The organism is Pseudomonas sp. CF161 (assembly GCF_000416215.1).
In the GTDB taxonomy this organism is placed as follows: domain Bacteria; phylum Pseudomonadota; class Gammaproteobacteria; order Pseudomonadales; family Pseudomonadaceae; genus Aquipseudomonas.
The window spans coordinates 49,343-71,092 of the sequence record NZ_ATLP01000076.1; the positions used below are offsets into that span (position 1 = coordinate 49,343).

Consider the following 21,750-nt stretch of genomic DNA (forward strand, 5'->3'; position numbering starts at 1 on the left):
TTAGAGGTGCGCAAGGCCTCCCACCGAATTTCGAATTACGAGAAGTGAAACCACTACCATGATGCGCAGCCATTATTGCGGCCAACTGAACGAAAGCCTGGAAGGTCAGGAAATTACTCTTTGCGGGTGGGTCCACCGTCGTCGTGACCATGGCGGGGTGATTTTCCTCGATATCCGTGATCGTGAAGGTCTGGCCCAAGTGGTATTCGATCCGGATCGCGCTGACACCTTTGCTGCTGCCGACCGTGTGCGCAGTGAATACGTAGTCAAGATCACCGGTAAGGTGCGCCTGCGTCCAGCCGGTGCCGGCAACGCCAACATGGCGTCGGGCATGATCGAAGTGCTGGGCTACGAGCTGGAAGTCTTGAACGAAGCGGAAACCCCGCCGTTCCCGCTCAACGAGTTCTCCGACGTCGGCGAAGAAACCCGCCTGCGTTATCGCTTCATCGACCTGCGTCGCCCGGAAATGCTCGAAAAACTGCGTCTGCGCTCGCGCATGACCACCAGCATCCGTCGCTACCTGGATGAAAACGGGTTCCTGGATGTCGAAACCCCGATCCTGACCCGTGCCACTCCTGAAGGCGCACGTGACTATCTGGTGCCGAGCCGCACCCACGCCGGCAGCTTCTTCGCCCTGCCGCAATCGCCACAGCTGTTCAAGCAACTGCTGATGGTGGCTGGTTTCGACCGCTACTATCAGATCGCCAAGTGCTTCCGCGACGAAGACCTGCGTGCCGACCGTCAGCCTGAATTCACCCAGATCGACATCGAAACCAGCTTCCTCGATGAAAAAGACATCATGGGCCTCACCGAAGGCATGATCCGCAACCTGTTCAAGGAAGTGCTGGGTCTGGAATTCGGCGAATTCCCGCACATGACCTGGGACGAGGCCATGCGTCGTTACGGTTCCGACAAGCCGGACCTGCGTAACCCGCTGGAACTGGTAGACGTTGCCGATCAGCTCAAGGACGTCGAGTTCAAGGTGTTCAGCGGCCCGGCCAATGACCCGAAAAGCCGTATTGCCGCCCTGCGCGTACCGGGTGGTGCGAGCATGCCGCGCAGCAAGATCGACGACTACACCAAGTTTGTTGGCATCTATGGTGCCAAGGGCCTGGCTTACATCAAGGTCAACGAGCGCGCCAAAGGCGTCGAAGGCCTGCAGTCGCCAATCGTCAAGAACATCCCTGAAGCCAACCTCAACGTGATCCTGGATCGCGTTGGCGCGGTCGATGGCGACATCGTGTTCTTCGGTGCCGACAAGTCGAAGATCGTCAGCGAGGCCCTGGGTGCATTGCGGATCAAGGTTGGTAACGATCTGAACCTGCTGACCAGCGAGTGGGCGCCGATGTGGGTCGTTGACTTCCCGATGTTCGAAGAGAACGACGACGGCAGCTTCACCGCCCTGCACCACCCGTTCACCGCACCCAAGTGCACCCCGGAAGAGCTCGAAGCCAACCCGGCGACCGCTCTGTCCCGTGCCTACGACATGGTTCTGAACGGCACCGAGCTGGGTGGCGGTTCGATCCGTATCCACCGCAAAGAGATGCAGCAATCGGTCTTCCGCCTGCTGGGTATCAGCGAAGCGGAACAGGAAGAGAAATTCGGCTTCCTGCTCGACGCCCTGAAATACGGCGCGCCGCCACATGGTGGCCTGGCTTTCGGTCTGGACCGCCTGGTCATGCTGATGACCGGCGCCCAGTCGATCCGTGAAGTGATCGCCTTCCCGAAAACCCAGAGCGCCGCCTGCGTCATGACGCAGGCCCCGGGCCTGGTAGACGCCAAGGCCTTGCGCGAGCTGCACATTCGTCTGCGCGAACAGCCCAAGGCTGAGTAAGCTGACCTGATAAGGCGCATCTTCGGGTGCGCCTTTTTCTATTGGGTCTGGATTTTGTTGTTCGCGTGCTGCAAGGGCGTCGCGGGCAAGGTTTCAAAGAGAATTTGGAGCAAGTTATGGCAGGTCATTCCAAGTGGGCGAACATCAAGCACCGCAAAGAGCGTCAGGATGCCAAGAAAGGCAAGATTTTCACCAAGTGGATTCGTGAGCTGACTGTCGCTGCCCGTCAGGGTGGTGGGGACCCGGGCTCCAACCCGCGTCTGCGGCTGGCCCTGGACAAGGCCCTTGGCGCGAACATGAGCCGTGACATCATCGATCGCGCGGTGGCTCGTGGTGCCGGCGCGGCCGATACCGACGACATGGTCGAACTGACCTACGAAGGTTACGGCCCGGGCGGCGTTGCGGTGATGGTCGAATGCATGACCGACAACCGCAACCGCACCGCAGCAGCCGTGCGTCACGCGTTCAGCAAGTGTGGTGGCAACCTGGGCACCGACGGTTCGGTGGCCTACCTGTTCGAACGCAAGGGGCAGATTTCCTTTGCGCCGGGTGTCGATGAAGACGCTCTGATCGAGGCCGCCATGGAAGCCGACGCCGATGACGTGGTGAGCAACGAGGACGGTTCTGTCGACGTGTTCACCTCCTTCGCCGGTTTCTACGCGGTGCGCAATTCGTTGGAGGCCGCCGGATTCAAGGCCGCCGATGCGGAAATCGTCATGTTGCCGACCACCAGTGCCGAACTGGATCTGGAAGGCGCGGAAAAGGTCCTCAAGCTGATCGATATGCTTGAAGACCTGGATGACGTGCAGAACGTCTATTCCAACGCTGATATTCCTGAGTCGGTGGCAGAGCAGCTCGGCTGATCCATCTGCAATACTCATGAAGCCGGAGGTGCAATGCCGTGATGATCGAACGGTGCTGTACTTCCGGCTTCTGCCTTTTAGCGGTTCCGGCTTCGGTCGGCGGGCAACTTCTTTCCAGCAGCAGGCGTTATGACTCTTATTCTTGGCATCGACCCCGGTTCGCGCATCACCGGTTATGGCGTGGTCCGTGATACCGGGCGTGGCTGCGTGTACGTCGCCTCCGGTTGCATCCGAACCGGTGGCGGCGAGCTGCATGAGCGTTTGCAGATCGTTTATCGCGGTGTGCGCGAGGTCATACAGACCTATGGCCCGGTGACCATGGGCATCGAAAAGGTGTTTATGGCGCGCAACGCCGACTCGGCTTTGAAGCTGGGCCAGGCCCGTGGCGCGGCGATTGTCGCGGGGGCCGAGGAAAGCCTGGAGATCGCCGAATACACCGCGACCCAGGTCAAGCAGGCGGTGGCCGGCACTGGCGGCGCCAATAAAGAGCAGGTGCAGATGATGGTCATGCACTTGCTCAAACTCACCAGCAAGCCGCAGATCGACGCCTCGGACGCCCTGGCAATTGCCATCTGCCATGCTCATACCCGCTCCAGTCTGTTGCCCCATGGCTTGGGTACGGCACGCAGTCGTGGCGGTCGCCTGCGTCTCTGATAGCATCTGCGCAGTCTATTCAGGAGTGGAGCCTGGTGCGCCTGTCTGCCCGGCCGCCATGCTCGCTCGGTTATTCGCCAGTCATTGAATCTGGCCAGTCTTTAAGGATCTGAAACGTGATTGGACGCTTGCGCGGCAATTTGGCTGAAAAACAGCCGCCGCATCTGATTCTTGATGTAAACGGTCTGGGTTATGAGGTTGAAGTGCCCATGACCACGCTTTATCGCCTGCCGTCGGTCGGCGAACCCCTGACCTTGCACACCCATTTGGTCGTGCGCGAAGACGCGCAGTTACTCTACGGCTTCAGCACCAAGCGCGAGCGAGACTTTTTTCGCGAGTTGATCCGTCTCAATGGTGTCGGGCCGAAACTGGCCTTGGCCTTGATGTCCAGTCTGGAAGTCGATGAGCTGGTGCGTTGCGTGCAAGCCCAGGACACTTCGGCGCTGACCAAGGTGCCGGGGGTGGGCAAGAAGACCGCCGAGCGCCTGCTGGTTGAGCTCAAGGACCGCTTCAAGGCCTGGGAAACCGTACCGAGCATGTTTGCCCTGGTGCCCAACCAGCCGGACGGGCCGGCGCCAGTGGCCAGTGCCGAGACCGATGCGGTCAGTGCGCTGATTTCCCTGGGTTACAAACCCCAGGAAGCGAGCAAGGCGGTATCCGCCATCAAGGAAAAAGGTTTGAGTAGCGAAGACATGATCCGCCGCGCCCTGAAGGGAATGATTTAAGTGATTGAAGCTGATCGTCTGATCGCCGCCACGGGCCCCCGTGACCGCGAAGAAGTCCAGGATCGTGCGATTCGTCCCGTCAGCCTGGCCGAGTACATCGGCCAGCCGACCGTGCGCGAGCAGATGGAGCTGTTTATCCAGGCGGCCCGTGGGCGTAATGAGTCGCTGGACCACACCCTGATCTTTGGCCCGCCGGGCCTGGGCAAGACCACCCTGGCCAATATCATCGCCCAGGAAATGGGCGTGTCGATCAAGAGCACCTCGGGCCCGGTGCTGGAGCGACCGGGAGACCTGGCGGCGCTGCTGACCAATCTGGAACCCCATGACGTGCTGTTTATCGACGAGATCCACCGGCTTTCGCCCATCGTCGAGGAAGTACTGTATCCGGCGATGGAGGATTTCCAGCTCGATATCATGATTGGCGAGGGCCCGGCCGCGCGCTCGATCAAGCTCGACCTGCCACCGTTCACCCTGGTGGGCGCCACCACCCGTGCGGGGATGCTGACCAACCCGTTGCGTGACCGCTTTGGTATCGTCCAGCGCCTGGAGTTCTACAGCACCGCCGACCTGGCAACCATTGTCGGCCGCTCCGCGACGATTCTGGGGTTGCCCCTGGACCCGGACGGTGCGTTCGAGATCGCCCGCCGTGCCCGGGGCACGCCGCGGATCGCTAACCGCCTGCTGCGTCGGGTGCGCGATTACGCCGAAGTCCGGGCCAAGGGCCATATCACCAAGCCGATTGCCGATCTTGCACTGAACCTGCTGGACGTCGATGAGCGTGGCTTCGACCACCAGGACCGACGTCTACTGCTGACCATGATCGAGAAGTTCGATGGCGGGCCGGTGGGGGTAGACAGTCTGGCGGCAGCGATCAGCGAGGAACGGCACACCATCGAGGACGTGCTCGAGCCATACCTGATCCAGCAGGGCTACATCATGCGTACGCCACGTGGGCGCGTGGTGACTCGGCATGCCTATTTGCACTTCGGTCTTAACATTCCGTCACGATTGGGGGAGATGCCTGTGGTAGACGAATTCCTCGATGCCGTAGACGATTAAAAACTCGTCCTGTGTCGATTTATTCGAGGTTTGTGCTGTCCTAGGGGCAGGCATGACCGTTCTTTCGCAAGAAAGGCGCAGGAGAATGAAAAACAGTTGCCTGGCCGGATTGGCAACCTGAGGAGTAAGCACTAGAGTATGCGCGCGCAAAACGGGCTTGAGTCGTTCGCACATCGTTGTCGCGTTTATTACGAGGACACCGATGCCGGCGGCATCGTGTATTACGTTAATTACCTTAAGTTTATGGAGCGGGCTCGAACCGAGCGGCTACGTGATCTGGGCTTCGCCCAATCGCAGCTGGCAGGGGAGAACCTGTTGTTCGTCGTGCATTCCAGCGAAGCGCGCTACCACGCGCCGGCGCGACTGGATGACGAACTTCTGGTAAGTGCACAAGTAATCGAATTGAACCGGGTCAGCCTGCGCTTTAAACAGCAGGTCAGGCGGGCTACGGATAATGCGCTGCTCTGTGAAGGGCAGTTTTTGGTGGCCTGTGTGCGCGCCGATAGTTTGAAACCCCGGGCCATTCCCGAAGCTCTACGTGCGGCCTTTGCCGACGTGAGCGGCGCGGGTACACACTCAGAGCAGGAGATAAAGCGTGGAAGCTAACGTCGTCGACCATTCCTCCATGTGGAGCTTGGTCAGCAATGCCAGCGTCGTGGTGCAGTTGGTAATGCTGATTCTGGTGGCCGCATCGGTGACCTCATGGGTCATGATTTTTCAGCGCAGCAATATGCTGCGTGCCGGTCGACGTGCCCTGGAGAGCTTTGAAGAGCGCTTCTGGTCGGGTATCGACCTGTCCAAACTCTATCGCCAGGCTGGCAGCAACCCGGACCCGGATTCGGGTGTGGAGCAGATCTTCCGTGCCGGCTTCAAAGAGTTCTCCCGCCTGCGCCAGCAGCCCGGTGTTGACCCGGAAGCGGTGATGGAAGGCGTCGCCCGTGCCATGCGCGTGGCCATTTCCCGCGAAGAAGAAAAGCTCGAGACCGGCCTGCCGTTCCTGGCGACCGTTGGCTCCGTGAGCCCGTACATCGGCTTGTTCGGTACGGTGTGGGGGATCATGAACTCCTTCCGTGGCCTGGCTACCGCCCAGCAAGCGACCCTGGCCACTGTGGCCCCGGGTATCGCCGAAGCCCTGGTTGCTACCGCAATCGGCCTGTTCGCGGCGATTCCGGCAGTTATCGCCTACAACCGCTTTGCCGCGCGCAGCGAAACCCTGACCAGCCGCTACTACACCTTCGCCGATGAGTTCCAGGCGATCCTGCACCGTAAAGTGCACACCAGCGAAGAATAAGCAGGTAATTTCCAATGGCTTTAATCGCTCGAGCTCGCAAAAAGCGCAAGCCGGTTGCCGAGATGAACGTGGTGCCCTACATCGACGTGATGTTGGTGCTGCTCGTCATCTTCATGGTGACCGCGCCGATGCTCAATCAGGGGGTGAAGGTTGATCTGCCCAAGGTTTCCAGCGAAGCCTTGCCGCAAGACAACAACACCCAAGTCCTGACCATTTCGATCAAGGCTGACAAGACCTATTACTGGAACCTTGGCAGCGAAGTCGATACCGACAAGCAGCAGGACAAGGCGATGACCTTGCCGCAAATGACCGACGCGGTGACCAAGATCATCCGTGCCGGCAATGAAGGCGGCAAGCACACCCAGGTGTTCATTCGCGGCGACAAGACCGTCGACTATGGTGCCGTGATGGGGGCCATGGGCGGATTGCAGAAAGCCGGGGTCGGTAACGTTGGCTTGATTACCGAGGCGCCCTGATGCACCAACAGCGAGAGCCGTCCGCCTCGGAAAGCTACTTCTGGCCGAGTGTCTGGGCAGTAGGCCTGCACATTCTGGTATTTGGCATGCTGTTCGTCAGCTTTGCCTTTACGCCTGAGTTGCCACCGGCCAAGCCGATTGTCCAGGCGACCCTGTATCAGCTGAAATCGAAAAGTCAGGCAACCACCCAGACCAATCAGAAGATTGCGGGTGAGGCGAAGAAATCCGCCGCGCGTCAGACCGAAGTCGAGCAGATGGAGCAGAAGAAGGTCGAGCAGGAAGCGGTGAAGGCTGCGGAACAAAAGAAAGAAGAAGCGGCTCAAAAAGCCGAAGAAGCCAAGAAAGCGGACGAGTCGAAGAAAGCGGACGAGGCAAAAAAGGCTGATGAAGCCAAGAAAGCCGACGAAGCGAAGAAGACTGCGGAAGCCAAAAAAGCTGAAGAGAAACAATTGGCTGATATAGCCAAGAAGAAATCCGAAGAAGAAGCCAAGAAAGCCGCTGAAGAAGAGGCCAAGAAAAAGGCCGCTGAAGAAGCGAAGAAAAAGATAGTCGAAGACGCGAAGAAAAAAGCCGCGGAAGACGCCAAGAAGAAAGCTGAAGCTGACGAGGCGAAGAAAAAAGTCGCCGAAGACGCGAAGAAGAAAGCTGCCGCCGATGCTGCGAAGAAAAAATCGCAGGAAGCCGCGCGTAAATCAGCCGAAGAGAAAAAGGCCCAGGCCTTGGCTGACTTGCTTTCCGACACGCCGCAGCGCCAGCAGGCCTTGGCCGATGAGCAGGGCGATGAAGTCGCGGGCAGTTTCGACGATCTGATTCGTGCTCGGGCGGCAGAAGGGTGGGCTCGTCCTCCTTCGGCACGCAAGGGTATGACGGTTGTGCTTCAAATCGGCATGTTGCCTGACGGTACGGTGACCACGGTCAGCGTATCCAAGTCCAGTGGTGACGGTCCGTTCGACGCTTCGGCGGTGGCGGCAGTCAAGAACATTGGGCGTTTGACAGAAATGCAGGGAATGAAACCGAGCGATTTCGCTCCCTATCGTTCATTCAAGATGACATTCACACCTGAGGATCTAGCCTTGTGAGAAACCTTCTTCGAGGAATGCTTGTCGTTATTTGCTGTATGGCAGGGATAGCGGCAGCGGATGAAAAGAACATTCTGGTCACTAGCGGTAGTGACCGGGCCACCCCTATCGCCGTAGTTCCTTTCGGCTGGCAGGGTGGCAGCGTGCTGCCGGACGACATGGCGGAAATCATCGGTAACGACCTGCGCAACTCGGGTTACTACTCGCCGATTCCAAAACAGAACATGATCGGCCTGCCGACTCAGGCCAGCGAAGTCATCTACCGTGACTGGAAGGCTCTGGGCGCCCAGTACATCATGGTCGGCAGCATTGTTCCGGCGGGCGGTCGCCTGCAGGTGCAATACGCCCTGTTCAACGTCGCCACCGAGCAGCAAGTGCTGACCGGCAGTGTGTCGGGCAGCATCGATCAACTGCGCGACATGTCCCACTACATCGCCGACCAGTCGTTCGAAAAGCTCACCGGTATCAAGGGTGCCTTCTCGACGCGCATGCTGTATGTGACGGCTGAGCGGTTTTCCGAGAAAAACACCCGTTACACCCTGCAACGTTCGGACTACGACGGTGCACGTGCGGTGACTCTGCTGCAATCCCGTGAGCCGATCCTGTCGCCACGCTTTGCTCCGGATGGCAAACGCATCGCTTATGTGTCGTTCGAACAGAAGCGTCCACGCATCTTTGTCCAGCACATCGACACCGGCCGCCGCGAGCAGATCACCAACTTTGAAGGCCTGAACGGTGCTCCTGCCTGGTCTCCAGATGGTCAGCGCCTGGCTTTCGTACTGTCCAAGGACGGTAACCCGGATATTTATGTGATGAACCTGGGTTCGCGTCAGATCTCCCGTGTCACCAGTGGCCCGGGTATCAACACCGAACCTTTCTGGGGTAAAGATGGGTCGACCATCTACTTCACCTCGGACCGTGGCGGCAAGCCACAGATCTACAAAACCAGCGCCAGCGGCGGTGGTGCAGAGCGTGTGACCTTTATTGGTAACTACAACGCCAACCCGAAATTGTCGGCGGATGAAAAGACGCTGGTAATGATTCACCGGCAGGACGGCTTCACAAACTTCAAGGTTGCGGCTCAGGATTTGCAGCGCGGAAGCGTAAAAATCCTTACAGATAGCACACTTGATGAGTCGCCTACTGTTGCGCCCAACGGCACCATGGTAATCTACGCCACCCGCCAGCAGGGCCGGGGAGTCTTGATGCTCGTGTCCATTAATGGACGCGTAAGGCTCCCGCTTCCTACCGCACAAGGCGAAGTCAGAGAACCTTCCTGGTCCCCTTACCTGAACTGACGCGGCGCTACACGTTTTACTTAACACACTGGGGTTCATTAGGAGTTTCACGATGGAAATGCTGAAGTTTGGTAAGTTTGCTGCGCTGGCTCTGGCCATGGCTGTAGCTGTAGGTTGCTCCTCCAAAGGCGGCGACAACGCTGGCGAAGGCGCTGTTGATCCAAACGCTGGTTACGGCGCTAACACTGGTGCAGTTGACGGCTCCCTGAGCGAAGAAGCTGCTCTGCGCGCAATCACCACCTTCTACTTCGAATACGACAGCTCGGACCTGAAGCCAGAAGCCATGCGCGCTCTGGACGTTCACGCCAAAGACCTGAAAGCAAACGGCGCTCGCGTTGTTCTGGAAGGCAACACCGACGAACGTGGTACTCGTGAGTACAACATGGCACTGGGCGAGCGTCGTGCGAAAGCCGTTCAGCGCTACCTGGTACTGCAAGGTGTTTCCCCAGCTCAGCTGGAACTGGTTTCCTACGGCGAAGAGCGTCCAGTTGCTACCGGCAACGACGAGCAGTCCTGGGCTCAAAACCGTCGCGTCGAACTGCGTAAGTAATTCGTCATGCGAACGTGCCGTCGTGCTGTAACTATTTTGGCTCTCAGCCTCGCGCCGCTTGCGGCGTGGGCTGCGGTTCCTGTGGTCGATAACAACTCAGGCTATAACAATAGCGGGGGCAGTTATCCGCCAGCGGGTTATGGTACGAACGGCGCCTATGCCGGGGGAGGGGTTTCGACCCCTGTCTCGGCACAGGGCGAGCTGTTCCAGCAACTGCAGCAAATGCAGGAGCAAATCGCACGGCAACAAGGTGTGATTGAAGTATTGCAAAATGATGTTTCGCGCATGAAGCAGGAAAACCTGGAGCGATACCAGGATCTTGATCGGCGCATTGGATCTGGCGCTGCACCTGCCGCCACTCCTGATAATTCTTCTTCCGGTGGTGATAGTGCCGCCGGTGCGGCTGCCGGGGCTGCCACACAAGCCCCTGCGGCCAGCAGTGAGCCGGGTGATCCGGCCAAGGAAAAGCTGTATTACGATGCAGCTTTCGACCTGATCAAAGCCAAGGATTTCGACAAGGCCAGCCAGGCTTTTGGCGCTTTCCTGCGTAAATACCCGAACAGCCAATACGCGGGTAATGCCCAGTACTGGTTGGGCGAAGTGAACCTGGCCAAGGGCGACCTGCAAGGCGCAGGTCAGGCATTTGCCAAGGTATCCCAGCTGTACCCCAAGCACGCCAAGGTGCCGGACTCGCTGTATAAACTGGCTGACGTAGAGCGCCGCCTGGGTCACACCGACCGGGTCAAGGGCATTCTGCAGCAGGTGGTTGCGCAATATCCCGGGACTTCCGCTGCTCAATTGGCACAGCGCGATTTGCAACGCATGTAGTCATGGCTTGACCGTTTTGAAGAAACCCGCGCTTGCCGCGGGTTTTTTCGTTAGAATCCATGCCCTTTTTATGAAACACGCTTCCTGGGGCTCACGCGTTGGCGGAGTTTCTTGAAGTGCCTGACGGAGGCGGACAGCCTGTTTAGCTGTTACGCCCGTGGCGACTATGCAAGACACATTGAGAATCACCGAAGTTTTCTACTCGTTGCAGGGTGAAACTCGGACTGCCGGGCTGCCCACAGTATTTGTGCGCCTGACCGGTTGCCCGTTGCGTTGCCAGTACTGTGACAGTGCCTATGCCTTCAGCGGTGGCACCCTGCGGACGCTGGACAGCATCCTCGAGCAGGTTGCCGAGTTCCGTCCGCGTTATGTCTGTGTCACCGGTGGCGAGCCGCTGGCGCAACCTAACGCCATTCCCTTGCTCAAGCAGTTGTGCGACGCCGGTTACGAGGTCTCCCTCGAAACCAGTGGTGCGCTGGATATTTCTGCGGTCGACCCGCGAGTCAGCCGGGTGCTTGATCTGAAGACCCCCGGGTCGGAAGAGGTTCGGCGCAATCGCTACGAAAATATCGACCTGCTGACACCTAACGATCAGGTCAAGTTTGTCATCTGTTCCCGTGAAGACTATGACTGGGCTGTGTCCAAGCTGATCCAGTACGGCCTTGAGCGGCGTGCAGGAGAGGTGTTGTTCTCCCCCAGCCACCATGACCTGAACGCACGCGACCTGGCTGACTGGGTGGTGGCGGACAACCTGCCTGTGCGTCTGCAACTGCAGTTGCACAAATACCTTTGGAACGACGAGCCGGGGCGCTGATATGACCGAGCAAGCAGATAACACTTCCTCCACGCTAAAGCGCGCGGTAATCCTCCTGTCCGGTGGCCTGGACTCGGCCACGGTGGTGGCCATGGCCCGTGCCGAGGGCTACAGCTGCTACACCATGAGCTTCGACTACGGCCAGCGACATCGCGCTGAGCTGCAGGCCGCCGAGCGTGTGGCTCGCGACCTGGGAGTGGTTGAACACAAGGTCATCGGCCTGAATCTGAATGGCATCGGTGGTTCGGCCTTGACCGACAGCGCGATCGCCGTGCCGGAAGCCCCAAGTGAAGGCATTCCGATCACTTATGTGCCTGCGCGTAATACCGTGTTTCTTTCCCTGGCGCTGGGCTGGGCGGAAGTATTGGGCGCGCGCGACATTTTCATCGGCGTCAACGCTGTGGATTATTCCGGTTACCCGGATTGCCGTCCCGAGTTCGTCGAAGCTTTCGAGCGCATGGCCAACCTCGCGACCAAGGCTGGTGTGGAGGGGCAGGGCTTTCGCATCCAGGCGCCCCTGCAGAACCTGAGCAAGGCCGAAATCGTCAAGGCGGGGGTCAAGCTGGGGGTCGACTACGGGCTGACCGTTTCCTGCTATCAGGCCGACGATCAAGGCTACGCCTGCGGCAAATGTGACAGCTGCCGGCTGCGCGCAGAAGGCTTTTCCGCAGCCGGGATTACTGACCCAACACCTTATTTCTGATTTATTTCAAATAAAGTGTTGAATTCCCGTTAGAAATCAGTATTATACGCGCCACCACACAGCGGGTCGTTAGCTCAGTTGGTAGAGCAGTTGGCTTTTAACCAATTGGTCGTAGGTTCGAATCCCACACGACCCACCATTTTTAGCGGTTTAGAAAATCCGGAAGGCCCACGTAAGTGAGGATTTCCGGGTTTTTTTTTGCTCGTAATTCGGTGGGTCGGGGTCAGCCTTTCCGGGCACAGCCTCGTGCTGTTTTCCCTGCTTGGACCGGTATCTCAGGTCGCCGATGAATTGATTGGGCGAATCGACATCAAGTCCCGATGGCTGAAGAGGTGTAGCAGGCTAGCGTCCGATTTTTTTGCAGCCTTACGGTCCTCAATCTACCGCTGTGCATGACAAGGCCCTATCTTTGCCCTCTTGGTACATTAACTGCGCTTTATCGCCGCTCATTATCCGAAGTTCGCCGCCTCAACGGCCAATGTATGCAATTTGATACTAATCAGTTCAATGCCATCAATATGATTCGATGATTGAGTTTGTTTGCTATCGATTTAGATTGAGTAATTATTTTTTACATGTGTTGGTTTTTTGTGTGGATTTGTCTGTATATAATTTTTCGTTTTCTGTGCAATGGGGCTAATAGTGTGATTGACATGATGTTGAGCCAGATGAATTCAAAGGTTGGATGAGTGCAAATGAGTTGCATTCCTAATATCCGCGACTTGGATGAGTGTCGAAACATCCAGCAAGGCACTGTGTTTATTATCGCCTCAGGCGCATCTGCCAAGGATTTTCATCCTGAGGATTTTGCTCACGTCCCGATGATTACCATGAATGGGGCGATTTCAAAGTTTGTTGGCACTGGAGTCAAACCGTTCTTCTATACCTGTACCGATAGGGACTTCTCCAATCAGCAGCCCGAGTTGTTTTCCCAGGCGATGTTGATTAGTGAGCGGGTTGCTTTGTGGGAGGAGCATTTGCGGGCCTCTTCCATTACTCCAAGTGGGGAGGTGTTTTTGCTGAGTAAAGCCCCCAAACTTTCCTGGACAGAGTTAATGGGCGAAGACAAAGAGTTGATAAGGAACCGCAATTTTCTCAGTCGCCGCAATCGCCGAATTGGCTTCAGTAAAAATCTGAAGCGGGGTTTCTTTGATGCTCGCACAGTGGCTTATCTGGCACTGCAAATTGCTTATCACGCGGGTTTCACCAAAGCAGTCATGGTGGGAGTCGATCTCAATCAATCAGCAAGACGATTTTACGAAGACAGGACTACGGATCTTTCTCCCTGTGGACTGGATCAACATTTTTTCACCCGAATTTTGCCTTCCTTCGAGATAGTTTCCGAGAAAGTGATGGGGGATCGGTTTCAGGTCTACAACTTATCCAACGCCTCACGCATACCTTCGGATGTAATACCTCAGATAAGCCTGAATGAACTTGGCCACATTATCTAATAGGGCTCCGAACAGGGTGTGACGATCGCACGCTCAGTAATCACCCATGTTTTTCCTTCTTAATAGGCGCCGACGGTTCCTGGCGCTCTTGGGCGAGCACTGAGTGCCGAGGGCGTTGCACAGGCAATGTGCACGACCTCCCACCGCTCAGAATCATCTTTTACATCAAGGGGATATTCTGTAGCCTTGCCCGGCTTCACCGCTGTCCGTGCCTGATAAATACTCACTCTCCCGGCGGGACCCGAGTGGTCCGGAGCCGGGTGTATACTCGACTTTCGCGCGAATGCGCCTGCAGGTCTTGCGAACATGACGCAGATTTCCGAACGCCTTCTGGTTCAAGCCCACCTCGATGCCAAGCAGCCCAAGCCGCTCAGTGCTGATGAGGAGGCCTGCTACCGTGCTGCTATTGCCGCCGAGCTCAAGGCTCAGGACGCGGTGCTGGTGGCGCACTTCTATTGTGATCCGGTGATTCAGGCCCTGGCCGAAGAAACTGGCGGCTGTGTTTCCGACTCCCTGGAGATGGCTCGCTTCGGCAATGCTCACCCGGCCAAGACGGTGGTGGTGGCCGGAGTCAAGTTCATGGGGGAAACCGCAAAGATCCTCAATCCGGAAAAGCGGGTGCTGATGCCGACCCTCGAGGCGACCTGCTCCCTGGACCTGGGCTGCCCGGTGGAAGAGTTCTCGGCGTTCTGCGATCAACACCCGGAGCGCACCGTGGTGGTGTATGCCAATACCTCGGCGGCGGTCAAAGCCCGTGCTGACTGGGTGGTGACTTCCAGCTGCGCCCTGGAAATCGTCGAAAGCCTGATGGATAACGGCGAAACCATTATCTGGGGCCCGGATAAACACCTGGGTACTTATATCCAGCGCCAGACCGGAGCCGACATGCTGCTCTGGGACGGTGCGTGCATCGTCCATGAAGAGTTCAAGTCCAAACAACTCGAAGACATGAAGGCTTTGTATCCAGATGCGGCGATTTTGGTGCACCCGGAATCCCCGACCTCAGTGATAGAGCTGGCCGATGCGGTGGGTTCCACCAGTCAGCTGATTGCCGCGGCCCAACGCCTGCCGAACAAGACCCTGATCGTGGCGACCGATCGCGGGATTTTCTACAAAATGCAGCAGCTGTGTCCGGACAAGGTTTTCATCGAGGCGCCTACGGCCGGTAACGGCGCGGCGTGCCGCAGTTGCGCGCACTGCCCATGGATGGCCATGAATACCCTGGAGCGCACCCTGCAATGCCTGCGTACGGGCAGTAACGAGATCTTCGTCGACCCGGCCTTGATCCCCCACGCGATTCGCCCGCTCAAGCGCATGCTGGACTTCACCCAGGCCGCGCGGATGAAGCTGGCGGGCAATGCCTGATCTGTTTTGCCGGTCAAACAAAAACGCCCCGAACTGTCGGGGCGTTTTTATGTGTGGTGAATTACTTTTTCTTCTTGGGAATGCGTACCAACTGGCTGCTGGAGTACATGTCATGCCAACTGCGCTTTTGTTTGTCGATCAGTACCCAGAAGAACCCCAGGCCAAGGCATAACCACGAGGCGATCGAGACGATGAAGCGCAGCAGCGCCTGCCACAGACTGATGCTGCTGCCATCGGCGTTCTGTACGCGAATGCCCCAGACCTGCATGCCCAGGGTCTGGCCGGAGTAGGTCCAGAACTTGGCGAAGAAGCCGAACAACACAAATAGCAACACAGTGGAGTACAGCGGGTCCCCATCCAGGGCGCCGGCTTCGGTCAAAGCACGCATTTTGGCTCCGCCGATGATCTGCATCTGGATCATTTTGTAGATGCCGCCGGTGACGATCAGCAGTGCGGTGCACAGCAGGAAATCATAGAACATCGCTGCCAGGCGGCGGCCCAGGCCGACGGCAGGGAAGTCGCCTTGGGGGCTTAGCAGGTGTTTGGACATGGCACGGCTCTCGTCTGGGCAGAAAAGAAGCCATTTTACGGAATTGCACGCACAAAAAAGCCTCTGATGTCAGCATCAGAGGCTTTTTCGTTACAGACGATTAAGCTTCGGCTTGAACTTCGTCAGCCTGCATGCCTTTTTGGCCCTGCACGGCGATGAAGGTCACTTTCTGGCCTTCTTTCAAGCTCTTGAAGCCGTTGCCCTGAATGGCGCGGAAATGCACGAACAGATCCGGACCGCTTTCTGGAGTGATAAAACCAAAACCTTTCTCGTCGTTAAACCACTTGACGGTACCGCTCTGACGTTGGGACATTTCTTATTTCCTTTGACACAAAAATTAATGACAGTCTCTTTCTCAAGAAAGAGTACTGGGCTGGGTTGCAGGAAAGTAAGAGACGTCGAACGGGTTGTAGCAAACTTGTTGGCTACTGCCCAGGTCACGGTTCCAAGCGACCCATGCAAACACAGTGGAGAAACTCTACGCCAACTACGGGAGTAAAAACAAGCCCTGCGAAATCCCCCGGTTTTACTCGGCCTTGACCTATTGGTTGGACCTGTCTGGGCGTGCTTAGACGATAGAGTTATTCAATTGTTATAAGCCAAGTTCAATATCGAAAACGTGCACTGTTTTATGGCGGTTGCGTTACAGATTAGTGCACTTCTAACGCAACCGCGTTACTTATAGAAACAGTTGTTCAACCACGATAGTAGCGTTGTGGGACAAATGGCATTTTGCTTACAAGCATAGGCACCTTTTTCCCACGAACAATTGCCCAAACTGGCGTATCGAGTGTGTTGTAACGGCTGTCGATGTAACCCATGGCCAAAGGCCCACCCAAGGTCGGACCGAAACCGCCACTGCAGACACTACCGATGATGTCGCCTGCGTCATTGACGATTTCCGCACCTTCACGCACCGGCGTGCGCTCCTGCGGCAGCAGGCCGACGCGTTTGCGGCTGACGCCGTTCTGCTGCTGGGCGAACACCTGCTCGGCACCCGGGAAGCCACCTGCTCGGGCGCCGTCGGCGCGTCGAACCTTGGAGATGGCCCACAGCAGGCTTGCCTCGATGGGCGTGGTCTCGCTGTTCATGTCGTGGCCATACAGGCACAGGCCCGCCTCCAGGCGCAGCGAATCACGGGCACCCAGGCCGATGGCCGCCACTTCCGGTTCTGCCAGTAGTGCGCGGGCCAGGGCTTCGGCGTTGGAGGCGGGGACCGAAATCTCGAATCCGTCCTCGCCGGTGTAGCCCGAACGGCTGACAAAGCAGTCGACGCCGCTGACGGTCACTGGCTTGAACTGCATGAATGTCATCTGTGCGACTTCCGGGGCCAGGCGTGCCAGCACCGTGACTGCGGCCGGGCCTTGCAGGGCGAGCAGGGCGCGCTCCTCGAACAACGGCTCGATGCTGCATTGATCGCCGATGTGCTGGCGCAGGTGGGCCAGGTCCTGGTCCTTGCAGGCGGCGTTGACCACCAGGAACAGCTGGTCGTTGCCCAGGTTGGCGACCATCAGGTCGTCGAGGATACCGCCTTGGTCATTGGTGAACATCGCATAGCGCTGCATGCCGACCGGCAGGTCGATGATGTCGACCGGTACCAGGGTTTCCAGGGCTTTCGCCGCATTGGCGCCGCTCAGGCGGATCTGGCCCATGTGCGACACGTCGAACAACCCGGCCTGTTCACGGGTGTGCTGGTGTTCCTTCATCACTCCCAATGGGTATTGCACCGGCATGTCGTAGCCGGCGAAGGGCACCATGCGCGCGCCGAGTTCGAGGTGCAGGGCGTGCAGTGGGGTGTGCAGCAGGTGTTCGGTGGACATATTGAGCTCCTGAAAAATCTGCGCAAGCGATCGAGACCGCTTCAGCATTCGATAATGTTGACGGCCAAACCGCCGCGGGCGGTTTCCTTGTATTTGCTTTTCATATCGGCGCCGGTCTGGCGCATGGTGCGGATGACCTTGTCGAGGGACACGAAGTGCTGGCCATCGCCGCGCAGGGCCATGCGCACGGCGTTGATGGCTTTCACCGAACCCATGGCGTTGCGTTCGATGCACGGCACCTGTACCAGCCCGCCAATGGGGTCGCAGGTCAGGCCGAGGTTGTGTTCCATGCCGATCTCGGCGGCGTTTTCGACCTGGGACACCGTGCCGCCCAACACTTCGCACAGCGCACCGGCGGCCATCGAACAGGCCACGCCGACCTCGCCCTGGCACCCTACTTCGGCGCCGGAGATCGAGGCGTTTTCCTTGTACAGAATGCCGATGGCGGCGGCAGTGAGCAGAAAACGCACCACGCCGTCTTCATTCGCGCCCGGGATAAAGCGCATGTAGTAATGCAGCACGGCCGGAATAATCCCGGCGGCGCCGTTGGTGGGCGCCGTCACGACGCGCCCGCCGTTGGCGTTTTCTTCGTTGACCGCCAGGGCATACAGGTTGACCCAATCGAGCACCGACAACGGATCGCGCAGCGCCGACTCAGGGTGCTTGCACAGTTGCCGGTGCAAGGCCGCCGCCCGGCGCTTGACCTTGAGCCCGCCGGGCAAAATCCCTTCGTTGCGACAGCCGGCGTCCACGCAGTCCTGCATCACTTGCCAGATTTGCAGCAGGCCGGCGCGGGTTTGCGCTTCCGGGCGCCAGGCACTTTCATTGGTCAGCATCAGCGCGCTGATGGACAGCCCGTAGGTGCTGCAATGGCTGAGCAGGTCCTTGGCGCTCTTGAAGGGGAAGGTCAGGGGCGTGGCGTCTTCGACAATCCGGTCGGCGCCGGCCGCGTCTTCATCCACCACGAAACCGCCACCGACCGAGTAGTACTCGCGGCTGCGGATCTGGATGCCGGCGGCATCGAAGGCGCGAAAGATCATGCCGTTGGGGTGGTAGGCCAGCGGCTTGCGGATCATGGCCAGGTGTTCTTTCTCATTGAATGCAATGAGGTGTTCGCCCAGCAGGTTGAGGCGTCCGCTGCTGCGGATGTCGTGCAGGCGAGTGGCAATGGTCTCGGTATTCACGGTGTCCGGGTGTTCACCTTCCAGGCCCAGCAGCACCGCCTTGTCGCTGCCATGGCCCTTGCCGGTGGCGCCGAGCGAACCGTACAGCTCGACCTTGACGCTGGTGGTGGCCGCCAGCAGGCCCTCGCGGCGCAGCCCTTCGACGAAGCGCGCAGCCGCGCGCATCGGACCGACGGTGTGGGAGCTGGAGGGGCCGATGCCAATCTTGAACAGGTCGAACACGCTCAGGGACATGGTGGCTCTCCGGTTTCTTGTTATAGGAGCGGCGGCAAGCTTCAAGCCACAAGCTGCAAGAAAGAGCCGGTCGGCCTTTAACGTGCAGCTTGAAACTTGCCGCTTGCAACTGCTTTAAGCGTAAAGCTCGATCGACGGGCAGGCGCACACCAGGTTGCGATCGCCAAATACGTTGTCGACCCGGCCTACCGGTGGCCAGTACTTGCTTTCGATCAGGGACGCGACCGGGTACACCGCCTGTTCGCGGCTGTAGGGATGAGTCCACTCGCCGACGATTTCCGCCGCGGTGTGCGGGGCGTTTTTCAGCGGGTTGTCGTCCTTGTCCAGGGTGCCGTTTTCCACGGCGCGGATCTCTTCGCGAATACGGATCATGGCGTCGCAGAAGCGGTCCAGCTCTTCCTTGGACTCACTTTCGGTCGGCTCGATCATCAGGGTGCCGGCCACCGGGAACGACATGGTCGGTGCGTGGAAGCCAAAGTCGATCAGGCGCTTGGCCACGTCATCGACGCTGATGCCGCTGCTGTCCTTCAGCGGACGCAGGTCGAGGATGCATTCGTGGGCCACCAGGCCATTGCTGCCGGTGTAGAGCACCGGGTAGTGCTCTTCCAGGCGCCGGGAAATGTAGTTGGCATTCAGGATCGCCAACTGCGAGGCGCGCTTGAGGCCGGCGCCACCCATCATGCGGATGTACATCCAGGTGATCGGCAGGATGCTCGCGCTGCCGAACGGTGCCGCGCACACCGCGCCCTCCTTGCGCTCCATGGCCGCGTGGCCAGGCAGGAAGGGCACCAGGTGGGATTTGACGCCGATCGGACCCACGCCCGGGCCGCCACCACCGTGGGGGATGCAGAAGGTCTTGTGCAGGTTCAGGTGGGAAACGTCGCCGCCGAACTTGCCCGGGGCGCAGAGGCCGACCATGGCGTTCATGTTGGCGCCGTCGATGTACACCTGGCCGCCGTGGTCATGAATGATGCCGCAGATTTCGCGGATGCCTTCTTCGAACACGCCGTGGGTCGAGGGGTAGGTGATCATCAGTGCCGCGAGGTGTTCGCGGTGCTCGATGGCCTTGGCCCGCAGGTCTTCGATATCGACGTTGCCCCGGGCATCGCAGGCGGTGACCACCACGCGCATGCCGGCCATGTTGGCGGTGGCCGGGTTGGTGCCGTGGGCCGAGGATGGAATCAGGCAGATGTCGCGGCGCTCGTCGCCACGGCTCTGGTGGTAGGCACGAATGGCCAGCAGGCCGGCGTATTCGCCCTGGGAGCCGGCGTTCGGCTGCAGGGACACCGCGTCGTAGCCGGTGGCGGCGCAGAGCATGGCCTCCAGCTCGGTGGTCAGTTGCTGGTAGCCGGCGCTTTGCTCGGCCGGAGCGAATGGGTGCAGGGCGCCGAATTCGGCCCAGGTCACCGGGATCATTTCGCTGGCGGCGTTGAGTTTCATGGTGCACGAACCCAGCGGGATCATGGTGCGGTCCAGTGCCAGGTCCTTGTCGGCCAGCTTGCGCAGGTAGCGCATCAGCTCGGTTTCCGAGTGGTAACGGTTGAAAACCGGGTGGCTGAGGATGGGCGACTGGCGTACCAGGGTGGCGGGGAGGGTGCTGGTCACCGAAGCGGCAAGGGCGGCGAAGTCCGGCAGCGCCTGGCCGTTGGACAGCAGTCTCCACAGGGTTTCAACGTCGGCCTGGCTGGTGGTTTCATCCAGGGACAGGCCCAGGCGTTGCTCATCCACGATCCGCAGGTTGATGCGCTGGGCGCGAGCCTTGTCGTGCAGGGCGGCGGTATGCGCGCCGGTGGCCAGGGTCAGGGTGTCGAAGAAATGCTGCTGCTCGACGGTCACCCCCAGCGCGCCCAGGCCTTGGGCCAGGATCGCGGTCAGGTGGTGGATGCGGTTGGCGATCTGGGTCAGGCCTTTCGGGCCGTGATACACGGCGTACATGCTGGCGATGTTGGCCAGCAGGACCTGGGCCGTGCAGATGTTGCTGGTGGCTTTCTCGCGGCGGATATGTTGCTCGCGGGTCTGCATGGCCAGGCGCAGCGCCGGCTTGCCGAAACGGTCCACCGACACGCCCACCAGGCGGCCGGGCATGTCGCGCTTGAACGCATCCTTGGTCGAGAAGTAGGCCGCGTGCGGGCCACCGAAACCCAGCGGCACACCAAAGCGCTGTGCGCTGCCGATGGCCACGTCGGCGCCGAATTCGCCCGGCGGGGTCAGCACGGTCAGGGCCAGCAAGTCGGCGGCCACGGCCACCAGGGCATTGGCGGCGTGGAAGCGTTCGGTCAGCTCGCGGTAGTCGAACACATCGCCATTGCTCGCCGGGTATTGCAGCAGGGCACCGAAGAAGGCGCTGACGTCGCTCAGTTCGCGCTCATCGCCCACCACCACGTCGATGCCCAGGGGTTCGGCACGGGTGCGCAGAACGTCCAGGGTTTGCGGATGGCAATGCACGGAGGCGAAGAAGGCGTGGCTGCCTTTGTTTTTGCTCAGGCGTTTGCAGAAGGTCATGGCTTCGGCGGCAGCGGTGGCTTCGTCGAGCAGGGAGGCGTTGGCGATCGGCAGCCCGGAGAGGTCGCTGATCAGGGTCTGGAAATTCAGCAGGGCTTCCAGGCGACCCTGGGAGATTTCCGGCTGATAGGGCGTGTAGGCGGTGTACCAGGCCGGGTTTTCCAGGAGGTTGCGCAGGATCGGCGATGGCGTGTGACAGCTGTAGTAGCCCTGGCCGATGTAGGTCTTGAACAGCTCGTTCCTGGCGGCGATGGCTTTGATCGAGGCCAGGGCATCGGCTTCGCTTTGCCCGGCGCCGAGTTCGAGCACGCTGGTGCCCTTGATGCTCTCGGGGATGACGCTGGCGCTCAGGGCTTCCAGGGAATCGAAACCCAGGCTGTTGAGCATGGCTTGCTCGTCATCCTGGCGCGGGCCGATATGACGGGCGATGAATTCGTTGGCGGTGCTGAGATTGATAGTCATGGCGG

Annotated in this window: 21 protein-coding genes and 1 tRNA gene; 17 read left to right on the top strand and 5 right to left on the bottom strand. The window is 59.1% G+C overall.

All coding sequences use genetic code 11. From position 1 onward, the window contains the following. Positions 1-58 precede the first annotated feature (58 nt). The 17 genes from aspS (at position 59) to nadA (ending at position 14,993) form a co-directional block, all read left to right on the top strand. Complete coding sequence (aspS, locus tag CF161_RS14075) at positions 59-1,834, top strand: aspartate--tRNA ligase (protein WP_020297258.1); 1,776 nt, start codon at positions 59-61, stop codon at positions 1,832-1,834. 116 nt (positions 1,835-1,950) lie between these two features. Next, complete coding sequence (locus CF161_RS14080; RefSeq protein ID WP_020297259.1) at positions 1,951-2,697, top strand: YebC/PmpR family DNA-binding transcriptional regulator; 747 nt, start codon at positions 1,951-1,953, stop codon at positions 2,695-2,697. Positions 2,698-2,826: 129 nt separating this feature from the next. Further along, entirely contained in the window at positions 2,827-3,351 is a 525-nt protein-coding gene (gene ruvC, locus CF161_RS14085; RefSeq protein ID WP_020297260.1) for a crossover junction endodeoxyribonuclease RuvC, read from the top strand. A gap of 116 nt (positions 3,352-3,467) precedes the next feature. Beyond that, positions 3,468-4,076 (top strand): Holliday junction branch migration protein RuvA, encoded by a 609-nt coding sequence (gene ruvA / locus CF161_RS14090; RefSeq protein ID WP_020297261.1) that lies wholly within the window; start codon positions 3,468-3,470, stop codon positions 4,074-4,076. Then, complete coding sequence (gene ruvB, locus CF161_RS14095; protein WP_020297262.1) at positions 4,077-5,135, top strand: Holliday junction branch migration DNA helicase RuvB; 1,059 nt, start codon at positions 4,077-4,079, stop codon at positions 5,133-5,135. It begins immediately after the preceding gene. Between the two features lie 138 nt (positions 5,136-5,273). After that, positions 5,274-5,741 carry a tol-pal system-associated acyl-CoA thioesterase gene (ybgC, locus tag CF161_RS14100; protein WP_020297263.1) on the top strand — a complete coding sequence of 156 codons (468 nt, stop codon included), beginning with the start codon at positions 5,274-5,276 and terminating at the stop codon, positions 5,739-5,741. Next, a complete protein-coding gene (gene tolQ, locus CF161_RS14105; RefSeq protein ID WP_020297264.1) occupies positions 5,731-6,426 on the top strand; it encodes a protein TolQ in 696 nt (231 codons plus the stop codon). The genes ybgC and tolQ overlap by 11 nt, the downstream gene beginning before the upstream one ends. A 23-nt stretch (positions 6,427-6,449) precedes the next feature. After that, on the top strand, positions 6,450-6,902 hold the full coding sequence (gene tolR / locus CF161_RS14110; protein WP_161955761.1) for a protein TolR: 453 nt from the start codon (positions 6,450-6,452) through the stop codon (positions 6,900-6,902). After that, entirely contained in the window at positions 6,902-7,981 is a 1,080-nt protein-coding gene (gene tolA, locus CF161_RS14115; protein WP_020297266.1) for a cell envelope integrity protein TolA, read from the top strand. Before tolR ends, tolA begins: the two co-directional genes overlap by 1 nt. 17 nt (positions 7,982-7,998) lie before the next feature. After that, positions 7,999-9,279, top strand: coding sequence for a Tol-Pal system beta propeller repeat protein TolB (tolB, locus tag CF161_RS14120; protein WP_177326775.1), 1,281 nt, complete (start codon positions 7,999-8,001; stop codon positions 9,277-9,279). Between the two features lie 52 nt (positions 9,280-9,331). Beyond that, a complete protein-coding gene (pal, locus tag CF161_RS14125) occupies positions 9,332-9,829 on the top strand; it encodes a peptidoglycan-associated lipoprotein Pal (RefSeq protein ID WP_003178634.1) in 498 nt (165 codons plus the stop codon). Between the two features lie 6 nt (positions 9,830-9,835). Beyond that, on the top strand, positions 9,836-10,657 hold the full coding sequence (ybgF, locus tag CF161_RS14130) for a tol-pal system protein YbgF (protein ID WP_020297268.1): 822 nt from the start codon (positions 9,836-9,838) through the stop codon (positions 10,655-10,657). Between the two features lie 166 nt (positions 10,658-10,823). After that, positions 10,824-11,471, top strand: coding sequence for a 7-carboxy-7-deazaguanine synthase QueE (gene queE / locus CF161_RS14135; RefSeq protein WP_020297269.1), 648 nt, complete (start codon positions 10,824-10,826; stop codon positions 11,469-11,471). A 1-nt stretch (position 11,472) separates the two neighbouring features. Next, positions 11,473-12,174, top strand: a complete 702-nt coding sequence (gene queC, locus CF161_RS14140) for a 7-cyano-7-deazaguanine synthase QueC (RefSeq protein ID WP_020297270.1) — start codon at positions 11,473-11,475, stop codon at positions 12,172-12,174. 63 nt (positions 12,175-12,237) lie between these two features. After that, positions 12,238-12,313: transfer RNA gene (locus tag CF161_RS14145), tRNA-Lys, on the top strand. Positions 12,314-12,869: 556 nt separating this feature from the next. Beyond that, positions 12,870-13,628 (top strand): LPS biosynthesis protein, encoded by a 759-nt coding sequence (locus CF161_RS14150; RefSeq protein ID WP_020297271.1) that lies wholly within the window; start codon positions 12,870-12,872, stop codon positions 13,626-13,628. A 306-nt stretch (positions 13,629-13,934) separates the two neighbouring features. Beyond that, positions 13,935-14,993, top strand: a complete 1,059-nt coding sequence (nadA, locus tag CF161_RS14155; RefSeq protein WP_020297272.1) for a quinolinate synthase NadA — start codon at positions 13,935-13,937, stop codon at positions 14,991-14,993. Between the two features lie 61 nt (positions 14,994-15,054). Here the strand turns inward: nadA and CF161_RS14160 are convergent, their stop codons facing one another. From CF161_RS14160 to gcvP, 5 genes are all read right to left on the bottom strand, one after another. Then, on the bottom strand, positions 15,055-15,543 hold the full coding sequence (locus tag CF161_RS14160) for an RDD family protein (protein ID WP_020297273.1): 489 nt from the start codon (positions 15,541-15,543) through the stop codon (positions 15,055-15,057). A gap of 100 nt (positions 15,544-15,643) precedes the next feature. Next, positions 15,644-15,856, bottom strand: coding sequence for a cold-shock protein (locus CF161_RS14165; protein ID WP_007977299.1), 213 nt, complete (start codon positions 15,854-15,856; stop codon positions 15,644-15,646). 382 nt (positions 15,857-16,238) lie between these two features. After that, positions 16,239-17,363 (bottom strand): glycine cleavage system aminomethyltransferase GcvT, encoded by a 1,125-nt coding sequence (gene gcvT, locus CF161_RS14170; RefSeq protein WP_020297274.1) that lies wholly within the window; start codon positions 17,361-17,363, stop codon positions 16,239-16,241. Positions 17,364-17,404: 41 nt separating this feature from the next. Further along, a complete protein-coding gene (locus tag CF161_RS14175) occupies positions 17,405-18,781 on the bottom strand; it encodes an L-serine ammonia-lyase (RefSeq protein WP_020297275.1) in 1,377 nt (458 codons plus the stop codon). 114 nt (positions 18,782-18,895) lie between these two features. After that, the gene (gene gcvP, locus CF161_RS14180) at positions 18,896-21,745 is read right to left on the bottom strand and encodes an aminomethyl-transferring glycine dehydrogenase (RefSeq protein WP_020297276.1); all 2,850 of its coding nucleotides are present in this window, start codon (positions 21,743-21,745) and stop codon (positions 18,896-18,898) included. Between the last annotated feature and the right edge of the window lie 5 nt (positions 21,746-21,750).